Here is a 25,111-nt window from a genome sequence, read left to right on the forward strand (position 1 = left end):
GCCATGAACGCCCCACGCGACAGCCTTCCTGAAATTGGTGCGGAGACCTATCTCTTCGCATCGCCAAACAGCAGCCACATCACATGGCTGAGCGACGCGCTCAACCAGTTGGGTGCCGTGGTGATCCTTCCCTCCGAGGCCAAGTCGATCGACGAGCGGATCGCCATGCTCAGTCCGGCGGCGGTCTTTCTCGATTTCTCGGGTGACCACGCCGCTGCAGCAGGCGAACTCCACCAGCGCCTCAAGCGTGAATGGCCGACGCTGCCGGTGCTGGCGACGGGCATTTCGGCCGAGCCGGCGTCCATGCTTGCTGCACTGCGTGCCGGCGTGGACGATTTCGTCGACATGAGCGCACCGCCGACCGATGCAATCAACACGCTGCGCAAGCTGGTCGATCGTCAAGTCAGCCTGCAAAGCCATGCCCGCGGATGCACGCTTGCGCTGCTTGGCGCGAGGCCCGGCATTGGCGTGACCACGCTCGCAGCGAGCCTGGCGCTGATGCTCAACGACCAGCCGTCCCAAACGGCCGCACCTTCGCAGAGCCGCAACACGCGTCGCGGCGTGGCGTTGCTCGACCTCGGGCTGCCGGCCCGCGACGGTCTTCTGTATCTGGACACCCAGAGCGGCTTCAGCTTTGTCGATGGCGTGCGCAGCCTGCGCCGCCTCGACCAGACGCTGCTGCACACCGCATTGGCCCATCACACGAGCGGCGTGGCCGTGCTGCCGCTGCCCACGAGCCTTGCGCAAGTACGCGAGATCTCGCATGCCGATTCGATGGCGCTGATCAAGCGGCTTGGCGATTTCTTCGATTTCCAGATTGCCGACCTTGGCGGTTTTTCCACGCTTGATTTCGTCGCACAGACCGTGAAGGTTGCCCAGCACAGCTGGGTGGTGTGCGACCAAAGCATCGGCGCGATCGTCTCCACCGCGAACATGCTCAAGGAACTGCGCACCCGCGGCATCGACACCGATCGGCTGTCGCTCGTGGTCAACAAATTCGACAGCCACGTCGGCCTGCCGGCCAAGGACATTGCCGATCGTCTGGAACTGCCGCTGCACCATGTGCTGCCGGCACGCAGCACGCAACTGTTGGCGGCCGCAAGCCGCGGCGAAATGCTGGTGCGCACCGCGCGCAGCGACGCGTATTCACAAGCCGTGGCCGGCCTCGCACGCGGGCTGAACCAGCAATACACGTCCGACGCAGGCGAGCCGCCGGCCAAGGAATCCAGTTGGGTGGCTCGAATGTCGCAAATTGCCGGCTTCTGGAAAAGCTCTAGTCAAGGTTGAAACGCCTCTATGTCCAACGATCTCGAATTCGCCGACGACGACCAGGCGTTCGTCAATTCCCAGCAGTTCCAGGACATCAAGAGCTGGACGCATGACCATCTCTTGAGCCGCATCGAAGAGCTGGGGGCGGAGTTCGGCCGCTGGTCGCGCGCCTCGATCCAGCAATTTGTCGAACTGGAAGTCGACAGCTTCGTTCGGCTGCGCCGCGTACCGATCAACAACCGCGAGATGCAGCTCATCTCCGACGCATTGACCAAGGAGCTTGCAGGCTTCGGACCGCTGGAAGACTTGCTCAACGACCCGGCCGTCGAAGATATTTTGATCAACGGCTACCAGAACGTGTACGTGTCACGCCATGGCATGCTGGAGCGCGAGACCGTGCGCTTTGCGGATGCGGAGCACGTGATGCGCATCGTGCGCCGCATCCTCGCGCCGCTCGGCCGCCGGCTCGACGAATCCAACCCGATGGTCGATGCGCGCCTGCCCGATGGCGGACGCATCAACGTGATCATCGAGCCGCTGGCCATCGACGGGCTCTCCGTTTCGATCCGCAAATTCCGCAAGGAGCCGCTCACGCCGGCCGACCTGGTGAAGCTCGGCACCTTCGACGCGGGCATGGCGCAGTTGCTGGAGATTGCCGTGCGTGCGCGCTGCAACATCCTTGTGAGCGGCGGCACCAGTTCGGGCAAGACATCGCTGCTCAATGCGCTTGCCACCTTCATTCCTGCGCGCGAGCGCGTCATCACCATCGAGGACACGGCGGAACTGTCGCTGGGCACGAGCCACGTCGTCCGCCTCGAAAGCCGCCCTGGCGGCTTCGATGGCACGGGCGTGGTGTCGATCCGCGACCTGCTGCGCAACAGCCTGCGCATGCGGCCCGACCGGATCATCGTGGGCGAAGTGCGCGGCGCCGAAGTGATCGAGATGATGCAGGCGATGAACACGGGCCATGAAGGTTCGATGGGCACCATCCACGCAAGCTCGCCGCGCGAATGCCTTTACCGCCTTGAAATGCTCGCGGGTTTTGCGGGCTACCAGGGCAGCGAAGTGAGTCTGCGCCGGCAGATTGCCAATGCCATCGATTTCATCGTGCAGATCGGGCGCCTTTCCAATGGGCAGCGCCGCATCCTTTCCTTGAGCGAAGTCACTGGCGTCAACGACAACGTGGTCGCGATGCAGGAGCTCTACCGCTTCGAGCCGATCACGTCGCCCGACGGCGAGGAGCGCGATCGCTGGGTGTCGCTGGGCATTGCACCGCATTCACCCAAGATCACGCGCTTCCGCCAGTCGCTGGCGCGAGGCCAGCAGGGAGACAACCGTGGCTAAGGTCCTGCTGACCGTGGCTTGCATCGCGCTGCTGCTTGCAGCCGCAGGGCTGCTGCTGTGGCAATGGGCAAAGGGGCGCCAGGCACGGCAGGCGGCGGCACGCCACTTGGACCAACAGATCCTGGCCAGCACGGCGGCAGCAGTGCAAACGCCGATGCCCTTGCGGGATCTGCCGAGCGATGCGCTCATGACCGACCCGTGGCTCGAAACCGAGGCAAGTGCCGCGGCTTCTGAACCTGCGGGGCTTCTTGAGAAAGCCATGCCCGATTGGCTGATTGGCGTGATCGAGCCGCGCATGGTCGTGTTGGGCTTCGTCGCCATCGTGGTGCTGGCGGCTCTTGCGGGTCTCTTCGGCGGTTGGATTGCTGCATTGAGTGCGCTCACTCTGTTGGCACTGCTCGCCGTTTTCGCGATCTGGCTGCGGCTTCAGAAATCCCGACGCAAGCTGGTCAGCCAGTTGCCTGGCTACATTGACGCGATGGTGCGGCTGATCACCATCGGTAATTCCACGCAAGCGGCTTTCCAGCTGGCGATTGCCACCACGGAAGCTCCGTTGCGTGGTCACCTGGAACGCTCGGCCTCGCTGGTGCGCGCGGGCATGGACCTGGATCGCGCGCTGCATCAAACAGCCAGCAGTGTCCGCGTCGAAGAGATGTTCCTATTGGCCTCCATCCTCGGTCTGGGCGTGCGCTATGGCGGACGCTCCGACCTGCTGCTGGAGCGCGTCGGCAACTTCATGCGTGACCGGGAGCAGGCGGAGCACGAACTGCTTGCCATGTCTTCGGAAACCCGGCTTTCCGCTTGGATCCTCGGACTGTTGCCTGTAAGCGTAGGCGCCTTCTTCATTCTGACCAATCCCAGCTATTTCCTGGGAATGTGGAATGACGGGACCGGCCGCATGATGGTCCTTTCTGCCGCAGGTTTTCAGTTGTTCGGTGCGGCACTCCTTTATCGGTTGGCGAAACTGGCATGACCGTCACCTCCAATCAACTGGCGATCTTCAGCCTGGCATTGCTGGCCCTGGGCTTGATGGCCGGCGCCGGCGCACTCATTGCGACCGAGTTGCGACGCGCGCGCAGCGGAAAGGCCATTGACCGCGCCATCCAGCAGGTGGTGACGGCTCCGCACGAATCCAGAACCTCTGTCGACTCGGCCGAAGAGTTGGACACCGCGGCAAAGCCGGACATCGAGCTGCCGCTCCATTGGCTCGATTCACGGATCGGTCGCGCACTCGTGGCAGACGAAGATCGCAACCTCATCGACCAGTGCGGCCTTCCCTCGAAACGGGCGCAGTTGATCTTCTTGGTGGCGCGTGTCTTTCTTGCATTCCTTCTTCCATTTCTCGCCTATGTTCTGTGGAGCGCGGGCCATCCACAGCGCACCGTGATCACGGTTTTGGCGGCCGCATTCGTCATTGGCTTCATGGCGCCGAAATGGACACTCGGCCGCTTTGCGGCCAAACGGCGCGAGCGAGTGAATCAGGAGCTTCCGCTGTTCATCGATTTGCTGCGCCTTCTCCAAGGCGTTGGGCTGAGCCTGGACCAGAGTCTGCAGATCATGGCCAGCGACTTCTCGCATGTGCTGCGCGTGCTCGGCTACGAACTGACCTTTGCCAACAACCAGTACAGCCGTGGCCGCAGCCGCGAGCATTCGTTGCAGCGCCTCGCGACCCTGCACAAGAACGAAAACCTCCGCGGGCTCGTGTCCTTGCTGGTGCAGGTCGACAAACATGGCGGCGCGGTACAGGAACCCTTGCGCATCTTCAGCGACCGACTTCGTGAACACCGGCGCTCCGAGATGAAAGAAAAAATCGGAAAAATCACTGTGAAGATGACTGCTGTCATGGTGACCACGCTGCTGCCAGCGCTAGTCATCGTCACGGCGGGACCGGCCTTCCTGGCGATCTTCCGTTCACTGGGAGCCGCCGCCAAATGAAATCATCTGAATCCTTGACGAGCTCGTGCCGTGCTCGATACATGCTGGCTTTGGTCTCCGCGACGGTCGCGGTCTTTGCCGTCACTGGCTGCGCCAGCCTCAAGGACCAGTACGCCGCCAGTGCCGATGCGCAACAGCGCATGGCCGCTGAAGCAGCCGCAGAGACCAAGGCGGGAGCGTCGGTGGATTCCCAGGCTACCTACCTCAAGCTGGTCGAGCAGATGCAAAAGGAGGACCTGTGGTTTGCATCGCTCGCGCACATCGACGCACTTGAACAGCGTTGGGGCGTTTCGCCCGAATCCACGCGCATGCGTGCCGAAGCGCTTCGCCAGACCGGCCAGGCTGCACCCGCCGAAACTGCATACAAGCGCCTTCTGGGTACACCACTGGCAAGCGCCGGCTACCGCGGACTCGGACTGCTGGCAGGTACGCGTGGCAACTACAGCGAGGCGGTGCAACTGCTCACGCAGGCGCAACGCCGAACACCAACCGATGCGATTTTGCTGAGCGACCTGGGCTACGCGCAGTTGCGCGCTGGCCAGATCGAAGAGGCGCGACTGCCGCTGATGCAGGCCCTGCAACTGCGCCCCGACAGCACGCAGGCACAAGCCAACCTCGCGCTCTATCTGGAAGTAACCAATCAGCGGGATCAAGCAACAGCGCTGATGGATGCAAACCGCATGTCCGAACCAACACGCCGGGCCGTGCGCGAAGCGGCGCTGCAGTTACGCGCACCAGGCGGACTCGCCGCACCTGTCGCCGCTACGGCGACAGCATCAACTCGCGGAGAGCTCACTGTTGCGCCGCTCGCCCTCAAACCATCACGCTGGTCAGGCGTTGGGGGAATGAGAACTGCGATCCAGACGAATCCGCCGGCATCGAACGCCGAAGCGCCCTTTTCTCCGAACTCGACCTCACGAGGTACACCATGAACAACGAATCCACCGAGCGGACTCCCTCTCTGCCCGCTCGTGCGGCCTTGGCAGCCGCACTTCTCTTCATGGCAACGTGCGCGATCGCACAAACGAACGCAACCAAATCAGATGCAAAGGCTGTCGCGACGCCAGTGACCGCGTCGACAGACAAGGTCGCAGCCACAGCCGCACCCGCTGGTCAGCCCGCACCGAATCAGACAGCGCCGGAGCCTCAGCAGCCGCAGGTGGCCGAGTCCGAAGAGTTCGACCCGCCGCCACTATTGCTTGGCGATGCAACGCAAAACCTGCTTGCCTGGCAACGCAGCGGAGAGATTGCATCACCTACACCTCGCCCCATTGCCGGAAGTGTCGCAAGCCGAAGCTACGAGCGCTACATCAAGAGCTTCGAGCACTCGATTCCCGAGCACCTTAGCTCAACGGTGACGAAGTCCAATGGTGGCGGTTCTTCTTCCGGGTCTCGGTAAGCGTCTGGTTGGTCCTCGCCGCGCAATGAGAAGCACGATGGAAATATGCAAACACGCAAAGCCCTGGCGCGCGCAGCGCGGCGTGTATGCGATCGAGTTTGCATTTGTGTTCCTGATCATCTTTGCGATGCTTTATGCCGTCATCTGCTATGGCTTCTTGTTGACGATGCGCATGAGCCTGCAGAACGCAGCGGAAGACGGTGCCCGCGCTGGCCTGCGGTATCAGAAGATTCTGGTTGATAGGACAACGAAAGCACATGACGTTGCGGTGCAACGCACCGACTGGTTGCCCGCTGGTCTTAGAGTGAACCGAAATGTTGAGGCAGTCATCTGCGTAGCAGGAGCGGACACCTGCCCACCAGGGACGCCGCCTTGTGGTGCGGAATGGAACAACCGATGCCAGATGGTTGTGACGGTTACCGTCGGGGGAATAGAAACAGTATTTCCTGCAATTCCCAGTTTCGCCATACCCGATCGTATTGCAGGCAAGGCCAGCATGTTGCTTGATGGAAGGGCGTTGTGAGATCCGACCATTTGAGACTGAAGCAGAATATCCTTCGCCAACAGCGAGGCGTTGCTGCAATCGAGTTTGCACTGGTCTTCAGCGTTTTGTTCCTGGGCATCTATGGCCTCGTCACGTTCTGCGGTGTTCTCTACGTTCAGCAAGTAGTCTCTCGAGCAGCGGAAGATGGTGTGAGAGCCGCCCAGTTTTTCCGTAGCGACACGCCTACAGCGGAGCTGCAAGCGAACGTTCGAACGGCGATCTATCGCTCGCTGGCGCTCTCGATGATCACGCCGGCATCCGAAGGAAGTGCTCCCTCCTCAAAAGAGACATGGCTTCGGGCAAAGATGGTGGCCACGCCTCCTGAAGTGAACCTCCCACCTGGCGAGATCGTCGTGAAGGTGACTTACCCATACCGCGCGCATCCGCTATTGCCGCCCCTCCCTCTTACCGGGAGCTGGATGCCTGACCTCTTGTTCGGCAAAGCCACGGCTGCCAGACCCTCTTCCTAGGGGCATCGATGCACCCAACCAATCGAATAATTCCTCGAGGGCAACGCGGCTCGGTGGTCATCAATGCGGTGATCGCTCTAAGCCTTTTAGTCATCGTTCTCGCAGGCACCGAACTCGGCTACTTGTTCTTTCTGAAGCGCGAACTTCAAAAGACAGTGGATCTCGCTGCATTGGCAGGCACTCAGGCACTAAAGCCTTTCGGATGCCCCGCCGCGCAGCAGGCCGCACGGGGCAATGCGGCGAAGAACTTTCCGGCTGGTATCGATTCACTAACCGATGCTGAGGTGGAATGCGGCAATTGGGATCCTGTCTCAAATGCACCACCGCTTCATTTCAATTCAGCAACTTCGGGTGAGAAGTTGAATGCAGTACGCATCTCCATTACGCGCAATCCCGCGATCCTTCCGTTCTCGTTCACCGGCATCACGGAACGTTCCATTGCCGTTACAGCTCTCGCCTACCAATCCGCTCCTCAAGCTCAACTCAGCATTCGGAGCACATTGGTCGTTTTCGACTCGACGAAGTCTCCGCTGTTGGATGCCGCCTTTGGAAAACTTCTTGGTGGCAATGTCGCACTCACTGCAGTGGGCTGGGAGGGTTTGATCAACGCGCAAATCAATCTGCTTTCGTTCCTGGATGCAATTGCGCTTCAGGTCGGGGTTGGGGCCGGTCAATATGAACAGGTGCTCAACTCGAAAGTCACGGCGGGCAAGCTCCTGCAGGCGCTGGCAACGGTTCTTCAGAAAAATGGATCCTTGGCAGGTTTGGCGCTCACCGGTTTCAACGATATGGCGAGCTTGACCACTCAAGCCTCCAATGTCCAACTCAGCGTTGCCGAAATCCTTGGTATTGCCACAGGCACCCCCAGTAGCGCATTGGACCTCAATCTGCAGGCCTTCCAGCTCACCCAGGCATTCGTACAGCTTGCGAACAGCCAACATGCAGCCACCATCAGCGCACCTTCCAATCTGCTGGGCTTAGCCAATGTTGTCACCACGATCAAGGTCATCGAGCCGCCGCAGACTTCGGCCATCGGAAATCCTGAGTTGGCCGTTCTGGATCCGTTGGGGCCAAATGGGATTCGCGTCCGGACGGCCCAGGTGCGGGCGTTGGTATCCGTGGATTTCACGACCGCGCTGACCGGCGTCACCAACCTGCTCAATGAGGTCCTCGCGCTGACGCAGCCCGTGACTGATCTGCTCAACAGCCTGCTCCACCTCGACCTAGTCGGTGTGTTGAGCAATGTGCTGTGCATCGGATGCGAGAACAAGGTGACGGACCTGCGTCTGGTGTCGTCGCCGTTTCGCATCGATGTCAACCTCGACGTCGCTGCGGGCAGCGCTCGCGTCGACAAATACAGTTGCCCTGCGGATGGCAGCAAGACGCTTTCCGTCATAGCCGACACCTCGGCCGCCACTCTGCGCGTGGGGAAGATCGGCAACAGCGCCGCAGAGGCGGCCACACAAGCCTTTGCCAGCAAGGATCCGCCGAACGTAGGGCCTATTCCACTCGTCGACATTGGCGCCATGACTGTCAGGAAGACTTGCGTTCTTCTGATCTGCGACTACTCCTGGAAAAAAGGAAGCTCCTGGGTCCCCGACAGCCAAAAGAGCACTGCGGACCGTGAAGCCTTCGCGGGAGGTGGCATCGGTCTGATGACCAATGCCCCGGTCCTCGGTTCGACCGACACGTTGGACTTCGCAGCGCCGGTGGATGCCAACCTACCGGACATCTCCGCAACTCAGATACCCACGCCTTACCAAACCGTTGTCGCCAGCAACCTCATTGGTGGCTTGAGCCAAACCTTGGCGCACCTAGACATTCACATGTACAAGCCTTCAGTAGACAGCGCCCTGGGCGACCTCCTTACGGGCGTCGGCACCACTATCGATACAGTAGTCGGATTGCTACGCGGAGCGATCTCCGGCGCACTTTCACCTCTTTTGGATCCGCTGGTGAATACATTGGTCACGGCGCTTGGCATCGACCTCGCGAAGACCGAGGTCGGCGCAAGACTTTCATGCCAAGGCGGCGCGCAGCTGGTTTATTGAATCGATTCTTATGACCGCCCCCAACTTCGACGAACTCGACCTCTTTGTCTGGGAAGGCAAGGCCGACATCCTCGACCGCATCGCGCGGTGCATGGCGAGCTTCGACGTGGAGGTGATCCGGGCCGATGGCTTGCCGCCTCCGCAGCAGGATCGCGGCACTGCGCTTCGGCCTTCGGTGGCCATCCTCAGCGTCACGGTCATCGACAGCGGCGGCCTGGCGCATGCCACCGAGCTGCTGCAGGGCATGCCGGTGATCTGGGTGGCTGCCGCCTCGCGGGAGCGGGACTCGCGCACCTATCCGCCCGAGTACCTGCACGTGCTGCCCTACGACTTCACCTGCGCCGAGCTGCGCACGATGGTGGCCAAGCTGGTGCGGCAGCTGCGCGCGCGCGATGTGGCGCCGCAGGCGCCCGATGTGCTGGTGGCGCATTCGGATGCGATGAAGTCGCTGCTGGCCGAAGTGGGTGCCTTTGCCGATTGCAACCACAGCGTGCTGGTGCGCGGCGAAACGGGCGTGGGCAAGGAGCGCATCGCGCAGCAGCTGCACCTGGGGCACCAGCACTACAGCAAGGGCGCGTTTGTGGCGGTGAACTGCGGTGCGATTCCTGACGGGCTCTTCGAATCGCTCTTCTTCGGCCACACCAAGGGCTCGTTCACGGGCGCCGTGCATGCGCACCGCGGCTATTTCGAGCAGGCCACGGGCGGCACGCTGTTCCTCGACGAGATCGGCGATCTGCCGCGCTACCAGCAGGTAAAACTGCTGCGCGTGCTGGAAGACAACGCGGTCACGCGGCTGGGTGCCACGGCGCCGATCCGGGTCGACTTCCGGCTGGTGGCGGCCACCAACCGCAACCTGCGCGAGATGGTGGCGAGCGGCGAGTTCCGCGCCGACCTGTTCTACCGGCTCGCGGTGATCGAGCTGCATGTGCCCAGCCTGGAGGAGCGCGGGGAGATCGACAAGATTGCGATCTTCAAGGCGCTCTTGGCCAATGTGCTGGGCGACGAGCTCGAGACGCTCGGAGAAACGCCGCACTGGCTCAGCGATGCGGTGGCCGAGACCTACTTTCCCGGCAATGTGCGGCAGCTGCGCAACTTGGCCGAGCGGGTGGGCGTGATCGCGCGGCAGCTGCACAGCTGGGACCAGAACCTGATCCAGCGCGCCATTGCGCTCACACGCGGCACGCCGACGCTGGCAGCGGGCGCTGCTGCAGAGCGCAACGGCCACGGCGGCGGCGCGATGAACGGCGTGGCGCTCGACAGCAATGGCGATCGCAAGGGATGGAACAGCAGCGAGCGCAACCGCATCATCGCGGCGCTGGAGATCAACGACTGGAAGCGCCAGGACACCGCGCAGCACCTGGGCATCAGCCGCAAGGTGCTGTGGGAAAAGATGCGCAAGTACCAGATCCTCGACGGCGAGCCCGGCATCCCCGAAGACGCCTGAGCCCGCTGCGGTTCGCTTAGCGGCTCGCCAGCCGCGCGGCCCGGCGCAGCGGCGGGTTCGCCGCGGTTGCGGTGGCACCGCGCTCGGCCACAACAGGCTCGCTGGCGCAGCTTGCGTTGCTCGAGATGCACAGCGCGGTGAGCAGGCCGTCTTCGCTCAGCGCGGGGCGGTTCGGCGGGCCGAAGATGCGGTCGATCCAGGAATTGCTCGCGTCGGCGTCGATGCGCAGTTCGCCGGTGGTGCGCGCCAGGCGCAGCTCGGTGATGCGCAGGTCGAACACGGCGTCGACGTAGTCGAACAGCAGGTTGTAGTAGTCGAGCTGCGCGTCGAGCACGGCGGGCAGTGTTTCGCGGCCGAACTCCATCAGCCGGCGGCGCCCGCGAAAGGCCTGGCCCGATGTGCTGACGGCCTCCGCCAGCTGCCGCTCGCGCTCGCGTCCGGAGACGGTGCGCGACCATGAGGCCGAGGTGAGCTCCAGCAGGTTGAGCTTCACGCCTTCGAGCTTGGCTTCCTGGTTGGCGACTTCGGCCAGGGCCGACTTCAGGCGCAGCTGGCGGTCGAAGCCGTTGCCGAAGTTCCAGTTGAGCTCGAAGGCCGCGCGCGTCGGGTCTTGCGGCGACACGCCGCGCGGGTCCTTGCTCTTGACGACCACCGCATCCACGGTCGGCCAGATGCTGGCCTCCTGCTGGTCGACCAGGGCCTGGGCGCGCGCCACGCGGCCCTTGGCTTCGGAGATTTCGGTGCTGCGCTCCTCGGCGCGGCGCAGGGCCTCTTCGTGCGAAGCGATGCGCCAGTACGCGGGCGCGGCCAGCACGGGCAGCGAATCGGTGTTGGGCGTGAACTTGAAGTAGGTATTGAACTTGGCCAGCGCCTCGTCGCGCTGCGCCTGGAAGTCGGACTCGCGCGCGGCCACGCTGGCGCGGCGCGCGGCCGCCATGTTCAGGTCGTTCTCGCCGGCGGCGCCGAGCGCCACGCGGCGGGCCTCGGCCTTGGAGAGCTCGGCCACCACCTCGGTGGACTTGCGCGCGATCTGCTTCTTGAGGTCGAAGCGCTGCACCTGCAGGTAGGCGGTCAGCGCATCGAGCACCACCTTCTGCGAAGTGGTGACGACGGCCTCGTCGTCGGCCTGGTTGCCGGCCTCGGCGGCGCGAATCGCGGCGTTCATGGCGCCGCCGTCGATCAGGCTCAGGCGCGCCTCGGCGGTGAGCACGGTGTAGTTCTCGGTCTTCGCGTTGTCCGCGCCGCTGTTGTAGGTGCCGGAGGCGGTGCCCATCTTGAAGCGCGGGTAGCGGGCCTTCTTGGCGGCGTCCACGCCAAAGCTGCTGGTGTTGGCGGCGGCTTGCGCGGTCTGCACTTCAGGGTAGTCCTGCGACAGCGCAATGAGCGCCTGCTTCACGCGCTGCGCATAGCTGGCGGCGCCGATCGATGGCGCGGAAAGGCGGCGCGCCGGCATCAGCTGCGCGGGCGCCTCCTGCGCCAGGGCGCCCGGAGGAAGCGCAAAGCTCGCGCACAGCACTGCACAAAGAACACCGGTGCCCGCTGGGCGCCGGCCGGCCACGTTGCTGCCCATCATGGTTCGCGGAAGGCTTCGCGCCGCAGCTTGAGCACGGGCCGAAGGATGTACCAGATGAACGGATCGGTGCCCACCTTCAGGTCGACCTCGGACTCCATGCCGGCGGTGATGCGGTTCTCCTCGCGGCCCACGTGGGCCTGCTCGGTGCTCACGAGGATGCGGTAGTACGGCGCCGCGTTGGCAATGGCCGGGTCGCGGTCGGCATCGGCGGCCACCAGGGTGACCTTGCCTTCGACCGCGCCATAGCGCAGGTAGTCGTAGGCGGTGATCTTGACGCGCGCCGCCTGGCCGACCTCGACGAAGCCGCGGTCGTTGGGATTGAGGCGCGCCTCGATCATGATCTCGTCCTTGTCGGGCACCACTTCCATGATGGCCTCGCCGGGCTTGATGACCCAGCCCGGGCTGGCGCTGCGCAGCCCCTTGACGATGCCGTCGGCGGGCGCCTTCACCATGGTGCGGGAGCGCTGCGTGCGCGCGCGCGCCAGGTCTTCGTTGAGGCTGGCGAACTGGCGCTCCACGGTGGCCAGCTCGTCGGACGCGCGGCGCCGGAAGCGCCCTTCGGCCTCGGCCATCTTGGCCTGCGCCTCGGTGATGGCAGCGCTCGCGGAGATGGCGCCCTGGCGCGCCACGGCCAGCTCGCTTCGCACGCTTTCGACCTGCCGCCGCTTCTCGAGCACTTCGACCTGGCCGACCAGCTTTTCATTGAGCAGCTGCTCGGAGATCTCGAGTTCCTTCTGCATCAGTGCGAGGCGGTCGTTCAGGCCCTTGACCTTGGCCTGCTGCTCGAGCAGCCGGCTGCGCGCGCCCTCCAGGCCCGACACCGCACCGGCCATCACGCCGCGCTGCTCGAGCGCGCGCGCCTCGTAGGCGCCGGTCTCGCCGTCGAGCACGCTCTCGTCGATGTCGGCGGCAAAGCTCTCGCGCCTGAGCGGCTGGCCGCGGCTCTCGGCCATGAGCCGGATGCGGGTGGCCTGCGTGGCGGCGTAGCGCGCGGTGAGTTCCTCGAAATTGAGCCCGCTGCCGCCCAGGTCGATCTCCACCAGCGGCTGGCCCTGCGTGACCTTGTCGCCTTCCTTGACCAGCACGCTGCTGACGATGCCGCCTTCCAGATGCTGGATCGACTTGACGCGGTCCGACGGGATCACGCGGCCCGGTGCCACCACCACGGTTTCCATGGGAAAGCCCAGCCCGACAGCGGCCAGCAGCGCGACCGCACCGCCAATGACCCACTTGCGGCGCCGGCCCTTGGGCGATGTCTGCGCCGCGCGCTTGTGATCCTCGTCCTGCAGTATCTGCGGCAAATCTGATTTCAAGTCGCGGTCCCCAATTACTCTTCGATCGATCGGCCGCTCAGGCCATGGAACGGTTGGCGGCGGCTTGCTGCGAGTGCACGTCGGCATCGTCCTCGCCTGCGGTGGAATCGGGGAGCGCCACCAGCGCCTTCTTCACGCCGAAGAGCTTGGGCACCATGACGGCGGCCGTGCCCTGTTCGACGTTGCCCTGCCCCGTCACGTGGTAGACCACGCTGGCTGCGGACACGATGCGAAGCGAATGCGTGACCACCACCACCGTGCGCACCTTGGCCACCGCGAGCAGCGTGGCCAGCAGGGTGCGCTCGCTCTGGAAGTCCAGGTCGTTGCTGGGCTCGTCGAGCACCAGCACCGAGGGCTTGCGCAGGAAGCTCATGGCCAGCGCGAGCTTGCGCCGCTCGCCCACCGACAGGCCCGTGCCGCCCTCGCCCACCACGGTGCGGTAGCCGTCGGGCATGCGCGAAATGAACTCGTGCGCGCCCGAGAGCTTGCAGGCCGCCACCACCTGCTCGTCGCTCTGGCCCGGGGCCGTGCGGCGCATGGTGTCGATCAGCGGTCCGCCGAACCAGTACACCTCCTGCGAGAGGTAGCTGATCCAGCGCGAAAGCTCTTCGCGGCCGAATTGCGAAAGGTCGTACTCGCCGATGCTGATGACGCCGCGCGTGGGCGTGTACAGGCCCGAGAGCAGCTTGACCAGCGTCGACTTGCCGGCGCCGTTGCGCCCGACGATCACGTGCAGCCCGCCCGGCCCGATGTCCAGGTCGACGTTCTCCAGCACCGGCCGGTGCGCGTCTTCCGTGAAGCTGAAGCTCACGTCCTTCAAGGTGACGCGGCCCAGCGGCTGCGGCAGCGCCATGCCGGTGGGCGCTTTTTCCACCGGCTCGCCAAGCACCGTCTCGAGCCGCTTGGCCGCTTCCTTGGCCGCGGCCAGCGAGCGCCAGCTCGACACCAGGCCCGCCACCGGCTGCAGCGCCTTGAGGGCCAGCATGTTGGAGGCGACCAGGCCGCCCACCGTCATCCATTGCTCCATCACCGAGATGGCGCCCACCGTGACCACGATGACCGAGAACACCGTCATCAGCACGGTGGTGCCGTCGCGCGCGGTTTCGATCTGCCCGTTCTTGCTGAAGCTTTCGCTCAGCCAGGAGTTGTACGACTGGCGCCACATCTCGATGGTGGGACCGTCGTTGGCCTGCGTCTTGAGCGTTTCGCGCGCGTTGCAGATCTCCGAGGTCATGCGCTCGAGGCCGCGGCCGCGCTGCACTTCCTCGACCCGCCCGCTGCGCACCTCGTCGGCCCACCACCAGGCCAGGAAGACCATGATGGCAAGGAACAGCACCACCACCGGCAATACCGGCAAGGCCACGATGCCGATCACGGCCAGTGCGAAGACCGCCATCGGCAGATCGAAGATCGATTGCGCCAGGCCGCCGGTGACGGTGCCGCGCACCGAGGCCACGTCGCGGAAGAACTGGTGCCAGATCGAGGCCGGCCGCGCTTCGAGCGCTCGCAGCGGACGGTTCAGCATCGAATGCAGCAGCGCGCCCGACACGCCGTGGTCGATGATGGCGCCCGCATTGCGCAACAGGCGCGAACGCCCCGAGCGCAGCCAGAACTCGATGCAAAGAAAGAACAGGATGCCGCACACCAGCGCGGCCAGCGTGGAGACGCCGCTGCGCGACAGCACGCGGTCATACACCTGGAGCAGGAAGATCGATGGCAGCAGGCCGAACAGGCTGATGGGCAGCGAGCGCCAGGCCGCGCTCTTGACCAGTGGGTAGGCGGCGCGGAACGCCGTATGCAGGGCACCCGCGTACGGGCTCGCACCTGCTTTTTCGGGCACCTCGGCCACCAGTTGGCTGGGCAAGAGAAACTTGATCATGGGAAGGGCCGATCCGTCAGGCAATGACGCCTGCGCCATTATCGACTGTTACCCAGTTGTTACAAGACAAAATCAATACTTACGAAGCGCTGCAGCGTGACATACGTCTCAGCGTGTGCGACACCGTTTCCGCATTCGCAGCCGCGGCGTCCTTGGCGGCCTCGACAGACAGGCTGCAGTCCGCCGCTTTTCTAGCCACGACCGGCGCCGCCTCGTCTTTCGGCAGGCCCTGCGCCAGCACCAGCGCAACGTTGGCGCACAGCAACATGCAAAGCAGCCAGGCGCAAAGCAGCTGCAGCCAGCCCAGCCACCACCGGCGCTGCGGCGCGGCTTGGCGTTGATAGGGCAAGGACGCCTGAGCGTTCAGTTTGATCATGGCAATGCTTTCAGAACCCGGGCCAGCCGGGACAGGCCGACACCGGCAGAACTCTTGGCCAGCACCCAGTCGCCCGGCTGCAGCAGGCCGCCCAGCGCGGTCGACAGGTCGGACACATCGACGAACCAGTGCGAGCGGACCTTGGTGCGGATGCGCGCATGCAGCGCCCGCATCAGCGGGCCGCACAGCAGCACGCGGTCGGGCTGCGATGCGAGCAGCTCGGGCTCCAGGTCCAGGTGGTGCCGCTGCGCGGCGGGGCCGAGCTCCTGCATGTCGCCGAGGATCGCCACGCGGCGGGCCGGCTCGCAGGGCGCCTGCGACAGCAGCTCGAGCGCGGCGCGCATCGAGCTCGGGTTGGCGTCGTAGGTCTCGTCGATCAGCTTGAAGCTGCCGCCGCCGATGTGGATGGTGTGCAGCGCGCCGCGTCCGCCCGGCGGCTCGAACTGCGCGAAGGGCTCGACCGCGGCGGCCAGTTTCAGGCGCATCGCCTGCAGGGCCGCCAGCGCGGCCACGGCGCTCACGCCCATGTGGCGCCCCGGCGCATTGAGGCGAAGCTGGAACGGCTCGCCGAGCACCTGGGCCTGCACCTCGCCATGGTCGAACGAGAGCAGCCGCACGTCGGCGTCCTTGTGCTCGCCATAGGTCACGATCTGCAGCTGGTGCGCCATGGCGGCTTCGGCAAAGGTCGCGAACTCGGGGAGGTCGCGGTTCAGCACCGCGCTGTCGCCGGGCGCCATGCCCTCGAAGATGCGGCTGTCCATGTGCGCGGCGGCTTCCGAAGGCCCGCGATGCTTTTGCGACGCGGCCGACAGCCCCGCCACCACGGCCAGCATCGGGCGCACCAGCTGGGCCGTGGCCAGCATGTGCGGCGAGCCCATCTCCAGCACCCAGTAGGCCGCATGCCGCGGCATGCAGGTCAGGTTCCAGGCCATGCCCGAGGGCAGGCTGACGTTGCCTTCGGGCCGGCCGACCTCGCCCCACACGGCCAGGGCGTCGGCCAGCATCGCGGCCACGGTGCTGCCGGCGGTGCCGCTGCCCAGCACGCCGCAGACGCGCCCCGTGAACTCGGTGCGCGCATGCGCGCCCAGCGCAAGCACGGCCTGCGGCACGTCGTCCACCTGGAGCACCGGCACCCGCTTGTCGAGGTGCGGTGCGGGATCGGTGCACAGCACGGCGGCGGCCGGCTGCAGCACGCCCTTGAGCGCCACCGCGGCCAGCGGCGTCTTCGAGGGCCGCGCCTGGTGCTCGAACACCACGCGGCCCTTGCGCAGGAAGGAGCGCTGCGTCACGCCGCTGGCGCGCCAGCCGTCTTCCGGGCGCACCACCCATTCGCCGCCGGTCACGCGCGCCATTTCGCCTGCGGTCCAGGCGGCGGCACCGTCGTCCCTCGCGCTGCCGGCGCCGGGCACGGCGGGGCGCTCCAGCAGGTAGCGGCGATAGGCCACGAAGCCCGACACGTATTGCGCCACGTCGTCGATGCGCACCCGGAACGCGTGGTGCCGGATGAAGAAGGAGCCGACGATGGTGGAGGGCCGGCGAAAGTACATCGCCATCTCGGGCCAGAAGAAGCCGTTCTGCAGGTAGTGGGCGCGGTACTCCAGCGCGCGGTAGAACTTTTCGGTGTCGAGCTCGTCGAGCAGGTGCCGCATGGCGGGCGTGGCCTCGAGCCGCTGCAGCATCTGCTGGGCCGCAAGCATGAGTTCGAGCAGCGTCGGAAAGGTGGTCTTTCGGTCGAGCACGAAGTCCAGGTAGCCGGCCACGTTCTGCAGGCCGAAGCGAAAGTACTTTTCCTGCGGGCTCCAGCGCGTGAGCTCGTTGACGCAGCAGCTCAGCCAGTGGTCGTGCGCCTGCCAGTGCTGGCTTGCAATGAAGTGGTCGAAGGCCTTCTCGACCACGGCGAGCCACCTTGCGTCGCGCGTGAGGCCGTACAGGCGCATGAGGCCATAGGCCGCCTCGCCGTCGTAGTAGATGACGCGCGAGGCCTGCTTCACGCGCAGGTCGCCGGCATGCAGCACGTGGCTGAAGCTGCCGGTGGCGCCATCCTGCAGCGACGCGATGCCCAGCGCCAGCTTTTCCAAAAGCGGCAGCCAGTCGCGCGTGTCCATCGCCTCGCAGTACTTCACCAGGGCCAGCACGCAGGCGGCATTGCCGCCCAGCCGGATCTCTTCGCCGGTGTCGACGAGGAAGGCGACCTCGGTGCCGTCGGCAAGCGTGTAGCTGCGGATGAGCGTGTTCGCGAGATGGTCGAGCGCGCGGTCGATGGCCAGGCGCAGCTTGTCGTCGCGCACGAGCTCCCACGCCTCGATCATGGCGCTGAGCACGCTCGCATGGCGCATCGCGTCGTAGGTTGGAATGCGGCGGTCGAAGCACGGAAAGTAGCCGTACACGAAGAGCCCGTCGTCCTGCACCTGGCGCGCAAGGTACGAGGCGCCGCTGCGCACCAGGTCGAGCGCCGATTGCGGCGCGAGCGCCGGTGCCTGGCGCCGTCCGGCATCGAGCCCCGTGCCCACGAGCTTGTGCACCACGCAGTCGGCCTGGCAGAACACGCCCACGGTCGCGAGCAGGTAGACGCGCTGGTCGGCCGGCAGCTCGAGCGGCAGCGCGCGTGCGAAGCGCGCCTGGGCATAGGCCTCGAAGTTGCGCGCATTCACCACTGCATGCGCAATGGTCGAATCGCCGCTCAGCATGGCGTTGGCGTTGAGCTCCTGCTCGGTGAACGCGGTCTCGAAGTCCTGGTCGAAGGCCAGGCCCAGGCGGAAGTAGTTGCGCTTGACGCCGGCGAGCTGGGCCTTGAACTGCGCCCAGTCGATCGGGCTTGCGCCCTCGACCCAGTCGATGCGCAGCCATGGCGAGACGATGCCGCAGTCGCGCACCCAGCGCTCCACGGCGGCGGCGCCTTCGTGCCACGCGGTTTCGAAATCGGCCGCGCGCGCGTGCACCACGTGCGCGCGCTGCGACCCGTCGCTCACCGAGAAGAAAAGCGTGAAGGCCGGATAAGGCGCCGGCAGCGCCGCGCACACCGAGGCCAGGCGCTCGTGGCAGGCATGGAGCTGGTCGGAGAAGGACATCATTCGGCCCCAGTCGAATGCGGGAGGCCGGTCGCACCCGGACCGGGAACTCCCATCGAAGGCATCGCGTTTCTCCGTGTTTCAGCGGTAGCTGAATTCGGCTCGGCGATTGAGCTGATGGCCCTCCTCGGTGGTTTCGAGCGACGCGGGTTTTTCAATACCCCAGCTGACGGCCTCGATGCGTTCGCCCGGCACGCCAAGCTGCGTGAGCGCGCGCTGCACGGATTCGGCCCGGCGCTGGCCCAGCGCAAGGTTGTATTCGCGGCCGCCGCGCAAGTCGGTGTGGCCCTCGATCACCACCTTGCTGGCGGGACGATTGCGCAGGTAGCTCGCATGCGCTTCCACCACGTTGCGGTATTGCGGCTTGACGTCGTATTTGTCGAAGTCGAAGTACACGATCTTCAGTGCGGGGCCGTTCTGCACCGGCGCGGGCGGGGGTGGTTCCACCTTCGCCACCGGGGCTGCCTTGTTCGAGTAGTAGTAGGTGGCGTCCTCGCGTCCGCTCGTGGCGGCGGTTCCGCAAGCGGCAAGGCTTGCTGCGAGGGCGACGATGGCCAGTATCCGGTAGCTGCTGCTGCTGCTGTTCTTCATATCGATTCCTTTCGCGGGCCAGGCCGCGGCGGCCTGGCCCTGGTGCGTTGTTTTTCTTCCTTCTCCTCTACTGCTCTTGTTCCTTAACCCAGCAGGCCGTGCAGGATGTTCGCCACCGGGGTCAGAACGCTGCCGGTGCCGGCGGCCTGGTCCACCAGGCTGGTGATCGGGGTGACCACGTCGGTCACGATCGGCGCGGCATGCTCCACCGTGTCGACCACGCTGGCGACGGTATCGACCACCGGAGCGACCGTCGGGGCTGCGCCGGCCAGGATGTCGGTCACCGGCGCTGCCACCGTGGATGCCGTGGCAACCACCGGTTCGAGCGCCGCACCGGCCGTGCTTGCCGTCTCGAGCACCGGCTCCAGGATGTTGGCCACCGGGCTGTTGCCGCCGCCCAGCACGCCGCCCAGCAGGCCATCGCTGCCGAGCACGCTGCCGACCAGGCCGTCGTTGCCAAGCAGATCGCCGCCGAGCAGGCCGCCGACGATGCCGTCTTCGCCGAGCACGCCGCCCAGCAGGTCACCACCAAGCAAGTCGCCACCCAGGAGGTCGCCGCCGAGCACGCTGCCGACAACACCGTCCTGGCCGAGCACGCCGCCCAGGAGGTCGCCGCCGAGCACGCTGCCGACAACGCCGTCCTGGCCGAGCACGCCGCCCAGCAGGTCACCGCCGAGCAAGTCGCCACCCAGGAGGTCACCACCAAGCAGGTTGCCGACCAGGCCGTCTTCGCCGAGCACACCGCCGAGCAGGTCGCCACCGAGCAAGTCACCACCCAAGAGGTCACCGCCGAGCAGGTTGTCGACAAGGCCGTTGTCGCCGAGGACGCCGCTGAGCAGGTCACCGCCGAGCAGATCGCCGCCCAGGAGGTCACCACCGAGCAGGTTGCCGACGAGGCCGTCTTCACCCAGCACGCCACCGAGCAGGTCGCCGCCGAGCAGATCACCGCCCAGGAGGTCACCGCCGAGCAGGTTGCCGACGAGGCCGTCCTCGCCCAGCACGCCGCCCAGCAGGTCACCACCGAGCAGATCGCCACCCAAGAGGTCGCCACCGAGCAGATTGCCGACAAGGCCGTCTTCACCGAGAACGCCGCCGAGCAGGTCGCCGCCGAGCAAGTCACCGCCCAGGAGATCGCCGCCGAGCAGGTTGCCGACAAGGCCGTCCTCGCCCAGCACGCCGCCGAGCAGGTCGCCGCCGAGCAAGTCACCACCCAGGAGATCACCACCGAGGAGGTTGCCGACCAGGCCGTCTTCGCCGAGCACACCGCCCAGCAGGCCGCCGTCGCCCAGCAGGTTGTCGACCAGGCCGTCCTCGCCGAGCACGCCGCCGAGCAGGCCGTCTTCTGCGAGGAGGCTGCCGATGGCGCCGCCGCTGCCGAGCAAGCCGTCTTCGCCGAGCAGGCCGCCGACCACGCCGTCATCGCCGAGCACGCCGCCCAGCAGGCCGCCCTCACCCAGCACGCCATCGGTCACGCCGCCGAGCAGGCCGTCTTCGCCGCCGAGCAAGCCACCCAGCGGGCTGTCTTCGAGCAGGCCGCTCACGGCGCCGCCGTCGCCCAGGAGGTTGTCGACCACGCCGTCCTGGCCCAGCAGGCCGCCGGTGAGGCCTTCGCTGCCCAGCAGGCTGGACAGCGCGCCGTCACCGCCAAGCAGGCCGCCCACCACGCCGTCGCCGCCGAGCAGGCTGCCCACGGGGCTGCCCGCGCCGATCAGGCCGCCCAGCAGGCCCTCTTCGCCCAGTACGCCGCCGACCACGCCGCCAAGGGCGCCGTCCTCGCCCAGCAGGCCGCCGACGATGCCGTCGTCGCCGATCACGTTGTCCAGCAGGCTGCCGACGGCACTGCCTTCTCCGATCAGGCCGCCAAGCGTGCCGTTCTCGCCGAGCAGGCCGCCCACCAGGCCGTCTTCGCCGACGAGCTCGCCGAGGAGGCTGTCCTGGCCGAGCAGGCCGTCCACCACGTTGCCGACCACGCCATCCTCGCCCACGAGGCCGTCGAGCGCGCCGTCCAGGCCGAGGCTGCCGGTGAGGCCGCTCAGGATGCCTTCATCGCCCACCAGGTTGTCCAGGCCGTTCTGCAGCGCGTCGGTGACGTAGTCGACCTGCTTGACCAGCTGGTCGACCAGCGCACCCGTGGCGCCTTCGCCGAGCAGGCCGTCGACGATCGGGCTGGCCACGCCGCCCACGCCATCGGCCACGGTCTCGACGAAATCGTCCGCCGGATCGAGCTGGTTGGGATCGTTCTGGGAGAACTCGGAACCGAGCACCGGGGCCAGCACGTCGTCGACCACGTCGCTCACGCCGTCGACCACGCCCAGCACCGGGTCGAGCGAGTCGCCGAGACCCGCGGTGTCGCCGATCGAACCGACCAGGCCGCCGGCTGCGCCGTCGCCCGGATCGAGCAGGCTGTCGCCGTCTGCGTCTGCATCGGCGTCGGCGTCGGCGTCGGCATCCGCGTCGGCATCGGCATCGGCATCGGCATCGGCATCAGCGTCAGCGTCAGCGTCTGCATCGGCGTCGGCGTCGGCGTCGGCGTCGGCATCCGCGTCAGCGTCAGCGTCAGCGTCAGCGTCCGCATCGGCATCGGCATCGGCATCGGCATCGGCATCGGCATCAGCATCAGCATCAGCATCCGCGTCGGCATCCGCATCGCCGTCGGCATCCGCGTCAGCATCCGCATCGGAATCAGCATCCGCATCGCTCTCACCGCCACCACCACCGCCGCTGCCGGCGAAGAACGGGATCGTTCCACCGTCGTCACCGCCACCGCCGCCCAGCGCGGCACCGAGCGCAACGGCGCCCAGCGCGCCGAGCGCGAATTCGCCGAGGCCCAGGCCGCTGCCGGCCGCGACCTTCTTGGTGACGGCCAGTGCGGCCGCGTCGGCGTCGCTGTCGGGCGGGGTCACCTGCAGGTCGCCCGAGGCGACGTCCACATTCACTTGTTCGAGGCCGCCGGGCAGCTTGGTCGAGCCGATGGTGGCGTCGGTGCCGCCGGTGAAGACGCCGGCCAGCGGCGCCTTGTTGGTGGCCGAGCCGGGGAACAGGACGTTGGCCTGCCCGCCTTCGGGAACGATCACGCGGTCACCCGCGATCAGGGTCTGGTTGCCGTCCACCGGAATGCGGACACCCTCGCGCATCACCGCGACGCCCGGCGTAGCATTGGACAATGTGCCAATGCTCGAGGGCGCCGCGGCAGCGGCAGGTGCCGACGAGCTCATCGCGGCGGGAGCGCCGAGCGGTGTGCTGGTGGCTTGGGCGATGACCACAGGAGCAACGCCACTGGCGGCAAGTCCTTCGGTCGAATGGGTCGGTGCTTGTGGTGCGTTCATGACAGCCTCTGTGACAAAAGATGCATCTACAGGGGCAACTAGCGTGCCGTGCTGCCAACTCTTTTGAGCCACCGGTTCACCAAGAACGCAAGTTATTGATTCTTATGGATATTTTTCTGAAAACGGGTGCCCGCGCTGTCGGCCGGAACAGCGCTTTTGACGCTGTTTTGACCATTCGTTACGTTACGGCGTAACGTCCCGCTACCGGAACATCGGGCGCATTCCGGGCTGCCGGCGCGCGGTTTTCCCCTTCCCTCTTTTTCCTTTCCAGCTTCTCCATACAGATATGTTCAATCCCTCCCAGGAAGACGTGCGCCGCTTCTTTTGCGACGTGTACGCCAAGCACCGCCAAGGCTTGCCGATGGAAGCGCTCGAGACGATTGCCGCGGGATGGATCGACGCCCACCCCGAATACCACGAGGACCTGGCCGACGCCGATGCGGCCGTGGCGCGCGTGTACGACGGCTCGAACGGCCGCGAGAACCCGTTCCTGCACCTGTCGATGCACCTTTCGATCAGCGAGCAATGCTCCATCGACCAGCCGCGCGGCATCCGCCAGGCCGTCGAACTGCTGGCCGCCCGCCGCGGCTCGCTGCTCGATGCGCATCACGAGGCCATGGAATGCCTCGGCCAGATGATGTGGGAGAGCCAGCGCGCCGGCCGGCCGCCCGACGGCGATGGCTACGTCGCCTGCGTGCAGCGCCGCGCAACCAAGGACTAGCCGGCCTTCCGGGAAGGCAGCGCGCCCTGCTGCTTCGCTCCCTCGCGCAGCAGCGCGGCCATGGCGCTGCGCAGCGCCGAGGGCTCGGCGTCGCTGCGCAGCAGCAGGCCCACGGGCTCATCGGTGCCGGCGGTTTCGATGCGCAGGCGCACCAGCCGCTGGTCGGCCAGCTCGCCGCGCGCGGCGCCCAGCGGGGTGATCCAGACCGCGTCGGACACCGCCACCAGGCCGCGCGCCACCGCAACGTCGAGCGTCTGCAGCGCGTGGGGCGGAAGCGCCAGGCCGCGCGCCGACAGGAAGCTTTCGGTGTTGTGGCGCGGGATGGTGCCCTCGCCATACACCACGAGCGGAAAGCCGAGCACCGCCTGCACCGACACCGCCCGGGTCGACCGGCCCGCCAGCGGATGGCCGGGGCGCACGGCAAACACCAGCGGCTCGGTGTAGAGCAGCTCGAAGCTGAGCCCGCCCATCAGACGCGGATCGCTCATGCGGCCGGCCACCAGGTCGAGCTCGCCGGCGCGCAGCTCGTCGAGCAGCACCGGGTTGGCCGCGCTCTTCACCACCACCTGCACCGACGGCCAGCGCTCGCGAAAGCGCGCGAGCGCCGCCGGCAGCAGCGCCGGCGCCACGCTCGGCAGCGCGCCGATGCGCAGCCGCTCCACGCGCTCGCCCGAGGCCGGCGCCACCGCCTGCGCGCTGGCGTCGATGGCCTCGAGCACGCGCAGCGCATGGGCCAGCAGCTGCTCGCCGGCCGGCGCGAGCCCCTGCACCCCGCGCCGCCCGGCATTGCCGCGCTCGACCAGGCGCGCCCCGACGATGGCCTCCAGCTCGGACAGCGTCTTGGACACCGCCGGCTGGCTCAGCGACAGCCGCTCGGCGGCGCGCGCGAGATGGCGCTCCTGCGCCACCGCGACAAGGCAGCGCAGGTGGCGCAGCTGCACGTTGCGCACAAAGTCCTGGCGAAGATCGGCGGGAGTTTTCAATTACTTATGGTTATGTAAAACAGACCAATCTTCAATTTACATCATCGAACGCGGCTTCTAAAGTTCAGCTTCCAAATTCGATTCGTCCCACGACAGGAGACAACGGCATGTTGACGAAAACCCCGGCCACCCTCACCCCCCGCGATTGGGAAGCCCACCCCTCGTACATCTACCCCGGCTACAAGTCGACCGCGAAGCGCGGCCCGCAGAAGCCCCTGGTGCCGCTGAAGGCCTCGCTCGGCGAGCTGCAGCAGCCGGTGTACGGCCACGACAGCATCGGCGAGCTCGACCACGACCTGACGCGCAATGCGCGCAAGAACGGCGAGCCGCTGGGCGAACGCATGATCCTCACCGGCCAGGTGCTCGACGAGCGCCGCCGCCCCGTGGCCAACACGCTGGTCGAGCTCTGGCAGGCCAACGCCTCCGGCCGCTACGTGCACAAGGTCGACCAGCACGACGCGCCGCTCGACCCCAACTTCCTGGGCGCGGGCCGCTGCCTGACCGACAGCGAGGGCCGCTACCGCTTCCTCACCATCAAGCCCGGCGCCTATCCCTGGGGCAACCACCCCAACGCCTGGCGCCCGCAGCACATCCATATGTCGCTGTTCGGCCAGAGCTTTGCGAGCCGCCTGGTCACGCAGATGTACTTCCCCGGCGATCCGCTGCTGCAGTACGACCCCATGGTCACCGGCACGCCCGAGCGCTACCGCAACCGGCTGATCGCCGACTTCAGCCTCGACATCACCGAGGAAGGCTACGCGCTGGGCTACCAGTTCGACATCGTGCTGCGCGGCGCCGACGAAACGCCGTTCGAAAACCGCTGAG

The 25,111-nt window shown here is 66.3% G+C and carries 20 protein-coding genes; 12 read left to right on the forward strand and 8 right to left on the reverse strand.

The annotated features are described in order from the left end of the window. The first annotated feature begins 3 nt into the window (after positions 1 to 3). The 10 genes from AC1DMS_RS20875 to AC1DMS_RS20920 are packed head-to-tail and all read left to right on the forward strand — an operon-like array spanning position 4 to position 10,456. Positions 4 to 1,287 carry a CpaE/TadZ family protein gene (locus AC1DMS_RS20875; RefSeq protein ID WP_478181721.1) on the forward strand — a complete coding sequence of 428 codons (1,284 nt, stop codon included), beginning with the start codon at positions 4 to 6 and terminating at the stop codon, positions 1,285 to 1,287. Positions 1,288 to 1,296: 9 nt separating this feature from the next. Then, positions 1,297 to 2,613: a TadA family conjugal transfer-associated ATPase gene (locus tag AC1DMS_RS20880; protein ID WP_018906831.1), complete on the forward strand. Its 1,317-nt coding sequence runs from the start codon at positions 1,297 to 1,299 to the stop codon at positions 2,611 to 2,613. Next, complete coding sequence (locus AC1DMS_RS20885) at positions 2,606 to 3,586, forward strand: type II secretion system F family protein (protein WP_028256490.1); 981 nt, start codon at positions 2,606 to 2,608, stop codon at positions 3,584 to 3,586. The genes AC1DMS_RS20880 and AC1DMS_RS20885 overlap by 8 nt, the downstream gene beginning before the upstream one ends. Next, complete coding sequence (locus AC1DMS_RS20890) at positions 3,583 to 4,548, forward strand: type II secretion system F family protein (RefSeq protein ID WP_028256491.1); 966 nt, start codon at positions 3,583 to 3,585, stop codon at positions 4,546 to 4,548. Before AC1DMS_RS20885 ends, AC1DMS_RS20890 begins: the two co-directional genes overlap by 4 nt. Then, a complete protein-coding gene (locus AC1DMS_RS20895) occupies positions 4,545 to 5,480 on the forward strand; it encodes a tetratricopeptide repeat protein (protein WP_028256492.1) in 936 nt (311 codons plus the stop codon). Before AC1DMS_RS20890 ends, AC1DMS_RS20895 begins: the two co-directional genes overlap by 4 nt. Next, the gene (locus AC1DMS_RS20900; RefSeq protein ID WP_478181722.1) at positions 5,477 to 5,947 is read left to right on the forward strand and encodes a DUF3613 domain-containing protein; all 471 of its coding nucleotides are present in this window, start codon (positions 5,477 to 5,479) and stop codon (positions 5,945 to 5,947) included. The genes AC1DMS_RS20895 and AC1DMS_RS20900 overlap by 4 nt, the downstream gene beginning before the upstream one ends. A 37-nt stretch (positions 5,948 to 5,984) precedes the next feature. Next, positions 5,985 to 6,470 (forward strand): TadE/TadG family type IV pilus assembly protein, encoded by a 486-nt coding sequence (locus AC1DMS_RS20905; protein WP_028256493.1) that lies wholly within the window; start codon positions 5,985 to 5,987, stop codon positions 6,468 to 6,470. Further along, entirely contained in the window at positions 6,467 to 6,961 is a 495-nt protein-coding gene (locus tag AC1DMS_RS20910) for a TadE/TadG family type IV pilus assembly protein (RefSeq protein ID WP_049809434.1), read from the forward strand. Before AC1DMS_RS20905 ends, AC1DMS_RS20910 begins: the two co-directional genes overlap by 4 nt. 53 nt (positions 6,962 to 7,014) lie before the next feature. Continuing rightward, positions 7,015 to 9,012 carry a TadG family pilus assembly protein gene (locus AC1DMS_RS20915; RefSeq protein ID WP_478181723.1) on the forward strand — a complete coding sequence of 666 codons (1,998 nt, stop codon included), beginning with the start codon at positions 7,015 to 7,017 and terminating at the stop codon, positions 9,010 to 9,012. Positions 9,013 to 9,022: 10 nt separating this feature from the next. Continuing rightward, positions 9,023 to 10,456, forward strand: a complete 1,434-nt coding sequence (locus AC1DMS_RS20920) for a sigma 54-interacting transcriptional regulator (RefSeq protein WP_478181724.1) — start codon at positions 9,023 to 9,025, stop codon at positions 10,454 to 10,456. A 16-nt stretch (positions 10,457 to 10,472) separates the two neighbouring features. Here AC1DMS_RS20920 and AC1DMS_RS20925 read toward each other — a convergent pair whose 3' ends face one another. The 7 genes from AC1DMS_RS20925 to AC1DMS_RS20955 all read right to left on the reverse strand — a co-directional run bounded on the left by AC1DMS_RS20925 (position 10,473) and on the right by AC1DMS_RS20955 (position 22,582). Next, the gene (locus AC1DMS_RS20925; protein ID WP_478181725.1) at positions 10,473 to 12,029 is read right to left on the reverse strand and encodes a TolC family protein; all 1,557 of its coding nucleotides are present in this window, start codon (positions 12,027 to 12,029) and stop codon (positions 10,473 to 10,475) included. Continuing rightward, complete coding sequence (locus tag AC1DMS_RS20930) at positions 12,026 to 13,342, reverse strand: HlyD family type I secretion periplasmic adaptor subunit (protein WP_015867226.1); 1,317 nt, start codon at positions 13,340 to 13,342, stop codon at positions 12,026 to 12,028. The genes AC1DMS_RS20925 and AC1DMS_RS20930 overlap by 4 nt, the downstream gene beginning before the upstream one ends. A 37-nt stretch (positions 13,343 to 13,379) precedes the next feature. Further along, the gene (locus tag AC1DMS_RS20935; RefSeq protein ID WP_307595833.1) at positions 13,380 to 15,221 is read right to left on the reverse strand and encodes a peptidase domain-containing ABC transporter; all 1,842 of its coding nucleotides are present in this window, start codon (positions 15,219 to 15,221) and stop codon (positions 13,380 to 13,382) included. Between the two features lie 79 nt (positions 15,222 to 15,300). After that, positions 15,301 to 15,597 carry a hypothetical protein gene (locus tag AC1DMS_RS20940; protein WP_018906842.1) on the reverse strand — a complete coding sequence of 99 codons (297 nt, stop codon included), beginning with the start codon at positions 15,595 to 15,597 and terminating at the stop codon, positions 15,301 to 15,303. Next, positions 15,594 to 18,668, reverse strand: a complete 3,075-nt coding sequence (locus tag AC1DMS_RS20945) for a glutamate ligase domain-containing protein (RefSeq protein WP_478181726.1) — start codon at positions 18,666 to 18,668, stop codon at positions 15,594 to 15,596. The genes AC1DMS_RS20940 and AC1DMS_RS20945 overlap by 4 nt, the downstream gene beginning before the upstream one ends. A gap of 78 nt (positions 18,669 to 18,746) precedes the next feature. After that, positions 18,747 to 19,256 carry an OmpA family protein gene (locus tag AC1DMS_RS20950; protein WP_478181727.1) on the reverse strand — a complete coding sequence of 170 codons (510 nt, stop codon included), beginning with the start codon at positions 19,254 to 19,256 and terminating at the stop codon, positions 18,747 to 18,749. A gap of 83 nt (positions 19,257 to 19,339) precedes the next feature. Beyond that, positions 19,340 to 22,582: a hypothetical protein gene (locus AC1DMS_RS20955; protein ID WP_478181728.1), complete on the reverse strand. Its 3,243-nt coding sequence runs from the start codon at positions 22,580 to 22,582 to the stop codon at positions 19,340 to 19,342. Between the two features lie 286 nt (positions 22,583 to 22,868). On the opposite strand from AC1DMS_RS20955, the gene AC1DMS_RS20960 reads away from it, so the two are divergent. Continuing rightward, positions 22,869 to 23,303: a DUF1841 family protein gene (locus AC1DMS_RS20960; RefSeq protein ID WP_018906845.1), complete on the forward strand. Its 435-nt coding sequence runs from the start codon at positions 22,869 to 22,871 to the stop codon at positions 23,301 to 23,303. Here AC1DMS_RS20960 and AC1DMS_RS20965 read toward each other — a convergent pair. Beyond that, positions 23,300 to 24,286, reverse strand: coding sequence for a LysR substrate-binding domain-containing protein (locus tag AC1DMS_RS20965; protein ID WP_027730516.1), 987 nt, complete (start codon positions 24,284 to 24,286; stop codon positions 23,300 to 23,302). The two genes, AC1DMS_RS20960 and AC1DMS_RS20965, sit on opposite strands and share 4 nt — an antisense overlap. A 107-nt stretch (positions 24,287 to 24,393) precedes the next feature. Here AC1DMS_RS20965 and pcaH point away from each other — a divergent pair, with 107 nt between their 5' ends. Next, entirely contained in the window at positions 24,394 to 25,110 is a 717-nt protein-coding gene (gene pcaH, locus AC1DMS_RS20970; protein WP_018906847.1) for a protocatechuate 3,4-dioxygenase subunit beta, read from the forward strand. The last annotated feature ends 1 nt before the right edge of the window (position 25,111 follow it).

It is taken from the genome of Variovorax sp. 05T418, from assembly GCF_056396385.1.

Excerpts from the sequence above, each read along its gene's own strand:
- AC1DMS_RS20895 (WP_028256492.1), top strand. The coding sequence starts at position 4,545 with ATGAAATCATCTGAATCCTTGACGAGCTCGTGCCGTGCTCGATACATG.
- AC1DMS_RS20890 (WP_028256491.1), top strand. The coding sequence starts at position 3,583 with ATGACCGTCACCTCCAATCAACTGGCGATCTTCAGCCTGGCATTGCTG.
- AC1DMS_RS20935 (WP_307595833.1), bottom strand. The coding sequence starts at position 15,221 with ATGATCAAGTTTCTCTTGCCCAGCCAACTGGTGGCCGAGGTGCCCGAA.
- AC1DMS_RS20905 (WP_028256493.1), top strand. The coding sequence starts at position 5,985 with ATGGAAATATGCAAACACGCAAAGCCCTGGCGCGCGCAGCGCGGCGTG.
- AC1DMS_RS20945 (WP_478181726.1), bottom strand. The coding sequence starts at position 18,668 with ATGATGTCCTTCTCCGACCAGCTCCATGCCTGCCACGAGCGCCTGGCC.
- AC1DMS_RS20900 (WP_478181722.1), top strand. The coding sequence starts at position 5,477 with ATGAACAACGAATCCACCGAGCGGACTCCCTCTCTGCCCGCTCGTGCG.
- AC1DMS_RS20920 (WP_478181724.1), top strand. The coding sequence starts at position 9,023 with ATGACCGCCCCCAACTTCGACGAACTCGACCTCTTTGTCTGGGAAGGC.
- AC1DMS_RS20875 (WP_478181721.1), top strand. The coding sequence starts at position 4 with ATGAACGCCCCACGCGACAGCCTTCCTGAAATTGGTGCGGAGACCTAT.
- AC1DMS_RS20925 (WP_478181725.1), bottom strand. The coding sequence starts at position 12,029 with ATGATGGGCAGCAACGTGGCCGGCCGGCGCCCAGCGGGCACCGGTGTT.
- AC1DMS_RS20940 (WP_018906842.1), bottom strand. The coding sequence starts at position 15,597 with ATGATCAAACTGAACGCTCAGGCGTCCTTGCCCTATCAACGCCAAGCC.
- AC1DMS_RS20950 (WP_478181727.1), bottom strand. The coding sequence starts at position 19,256 with ATGAAGAACAGCAGCAGCAGCAGCTACCGGATACTGGCCATCGTCGCC.
- pcaH (WP_018906847.1), top strand. The coding sequence starts at position 24,394 with ATGTTGACGAAAACCCCGGCCACCCTCACCCCCCGCGATTGGGAAGCC.
- AC1DMS_RS20960 (WP_018906845.1), top strand. The coding sequence starts at position 22,869 with ATGTTCAATCCCTCCCAGGAAGACGTGCGCCGCTTCTTTTGCGACGTG.
- AC1DMS_RS20955 (WP_478181728.1), bottom strand. The coding sequence starts at position 22,582 with ATGAACGCACCACAAGCACCGACCCATTCGACCGAAGGACTTGCCGCC.
- AC1DMS_RS20880 (WP_018906831.1), top strand. The coding sequence starts at position 1,297 with ATGTCCAACGATCTCGAATTCGCCGACGACGACCAGGCGTTCGTCAAT.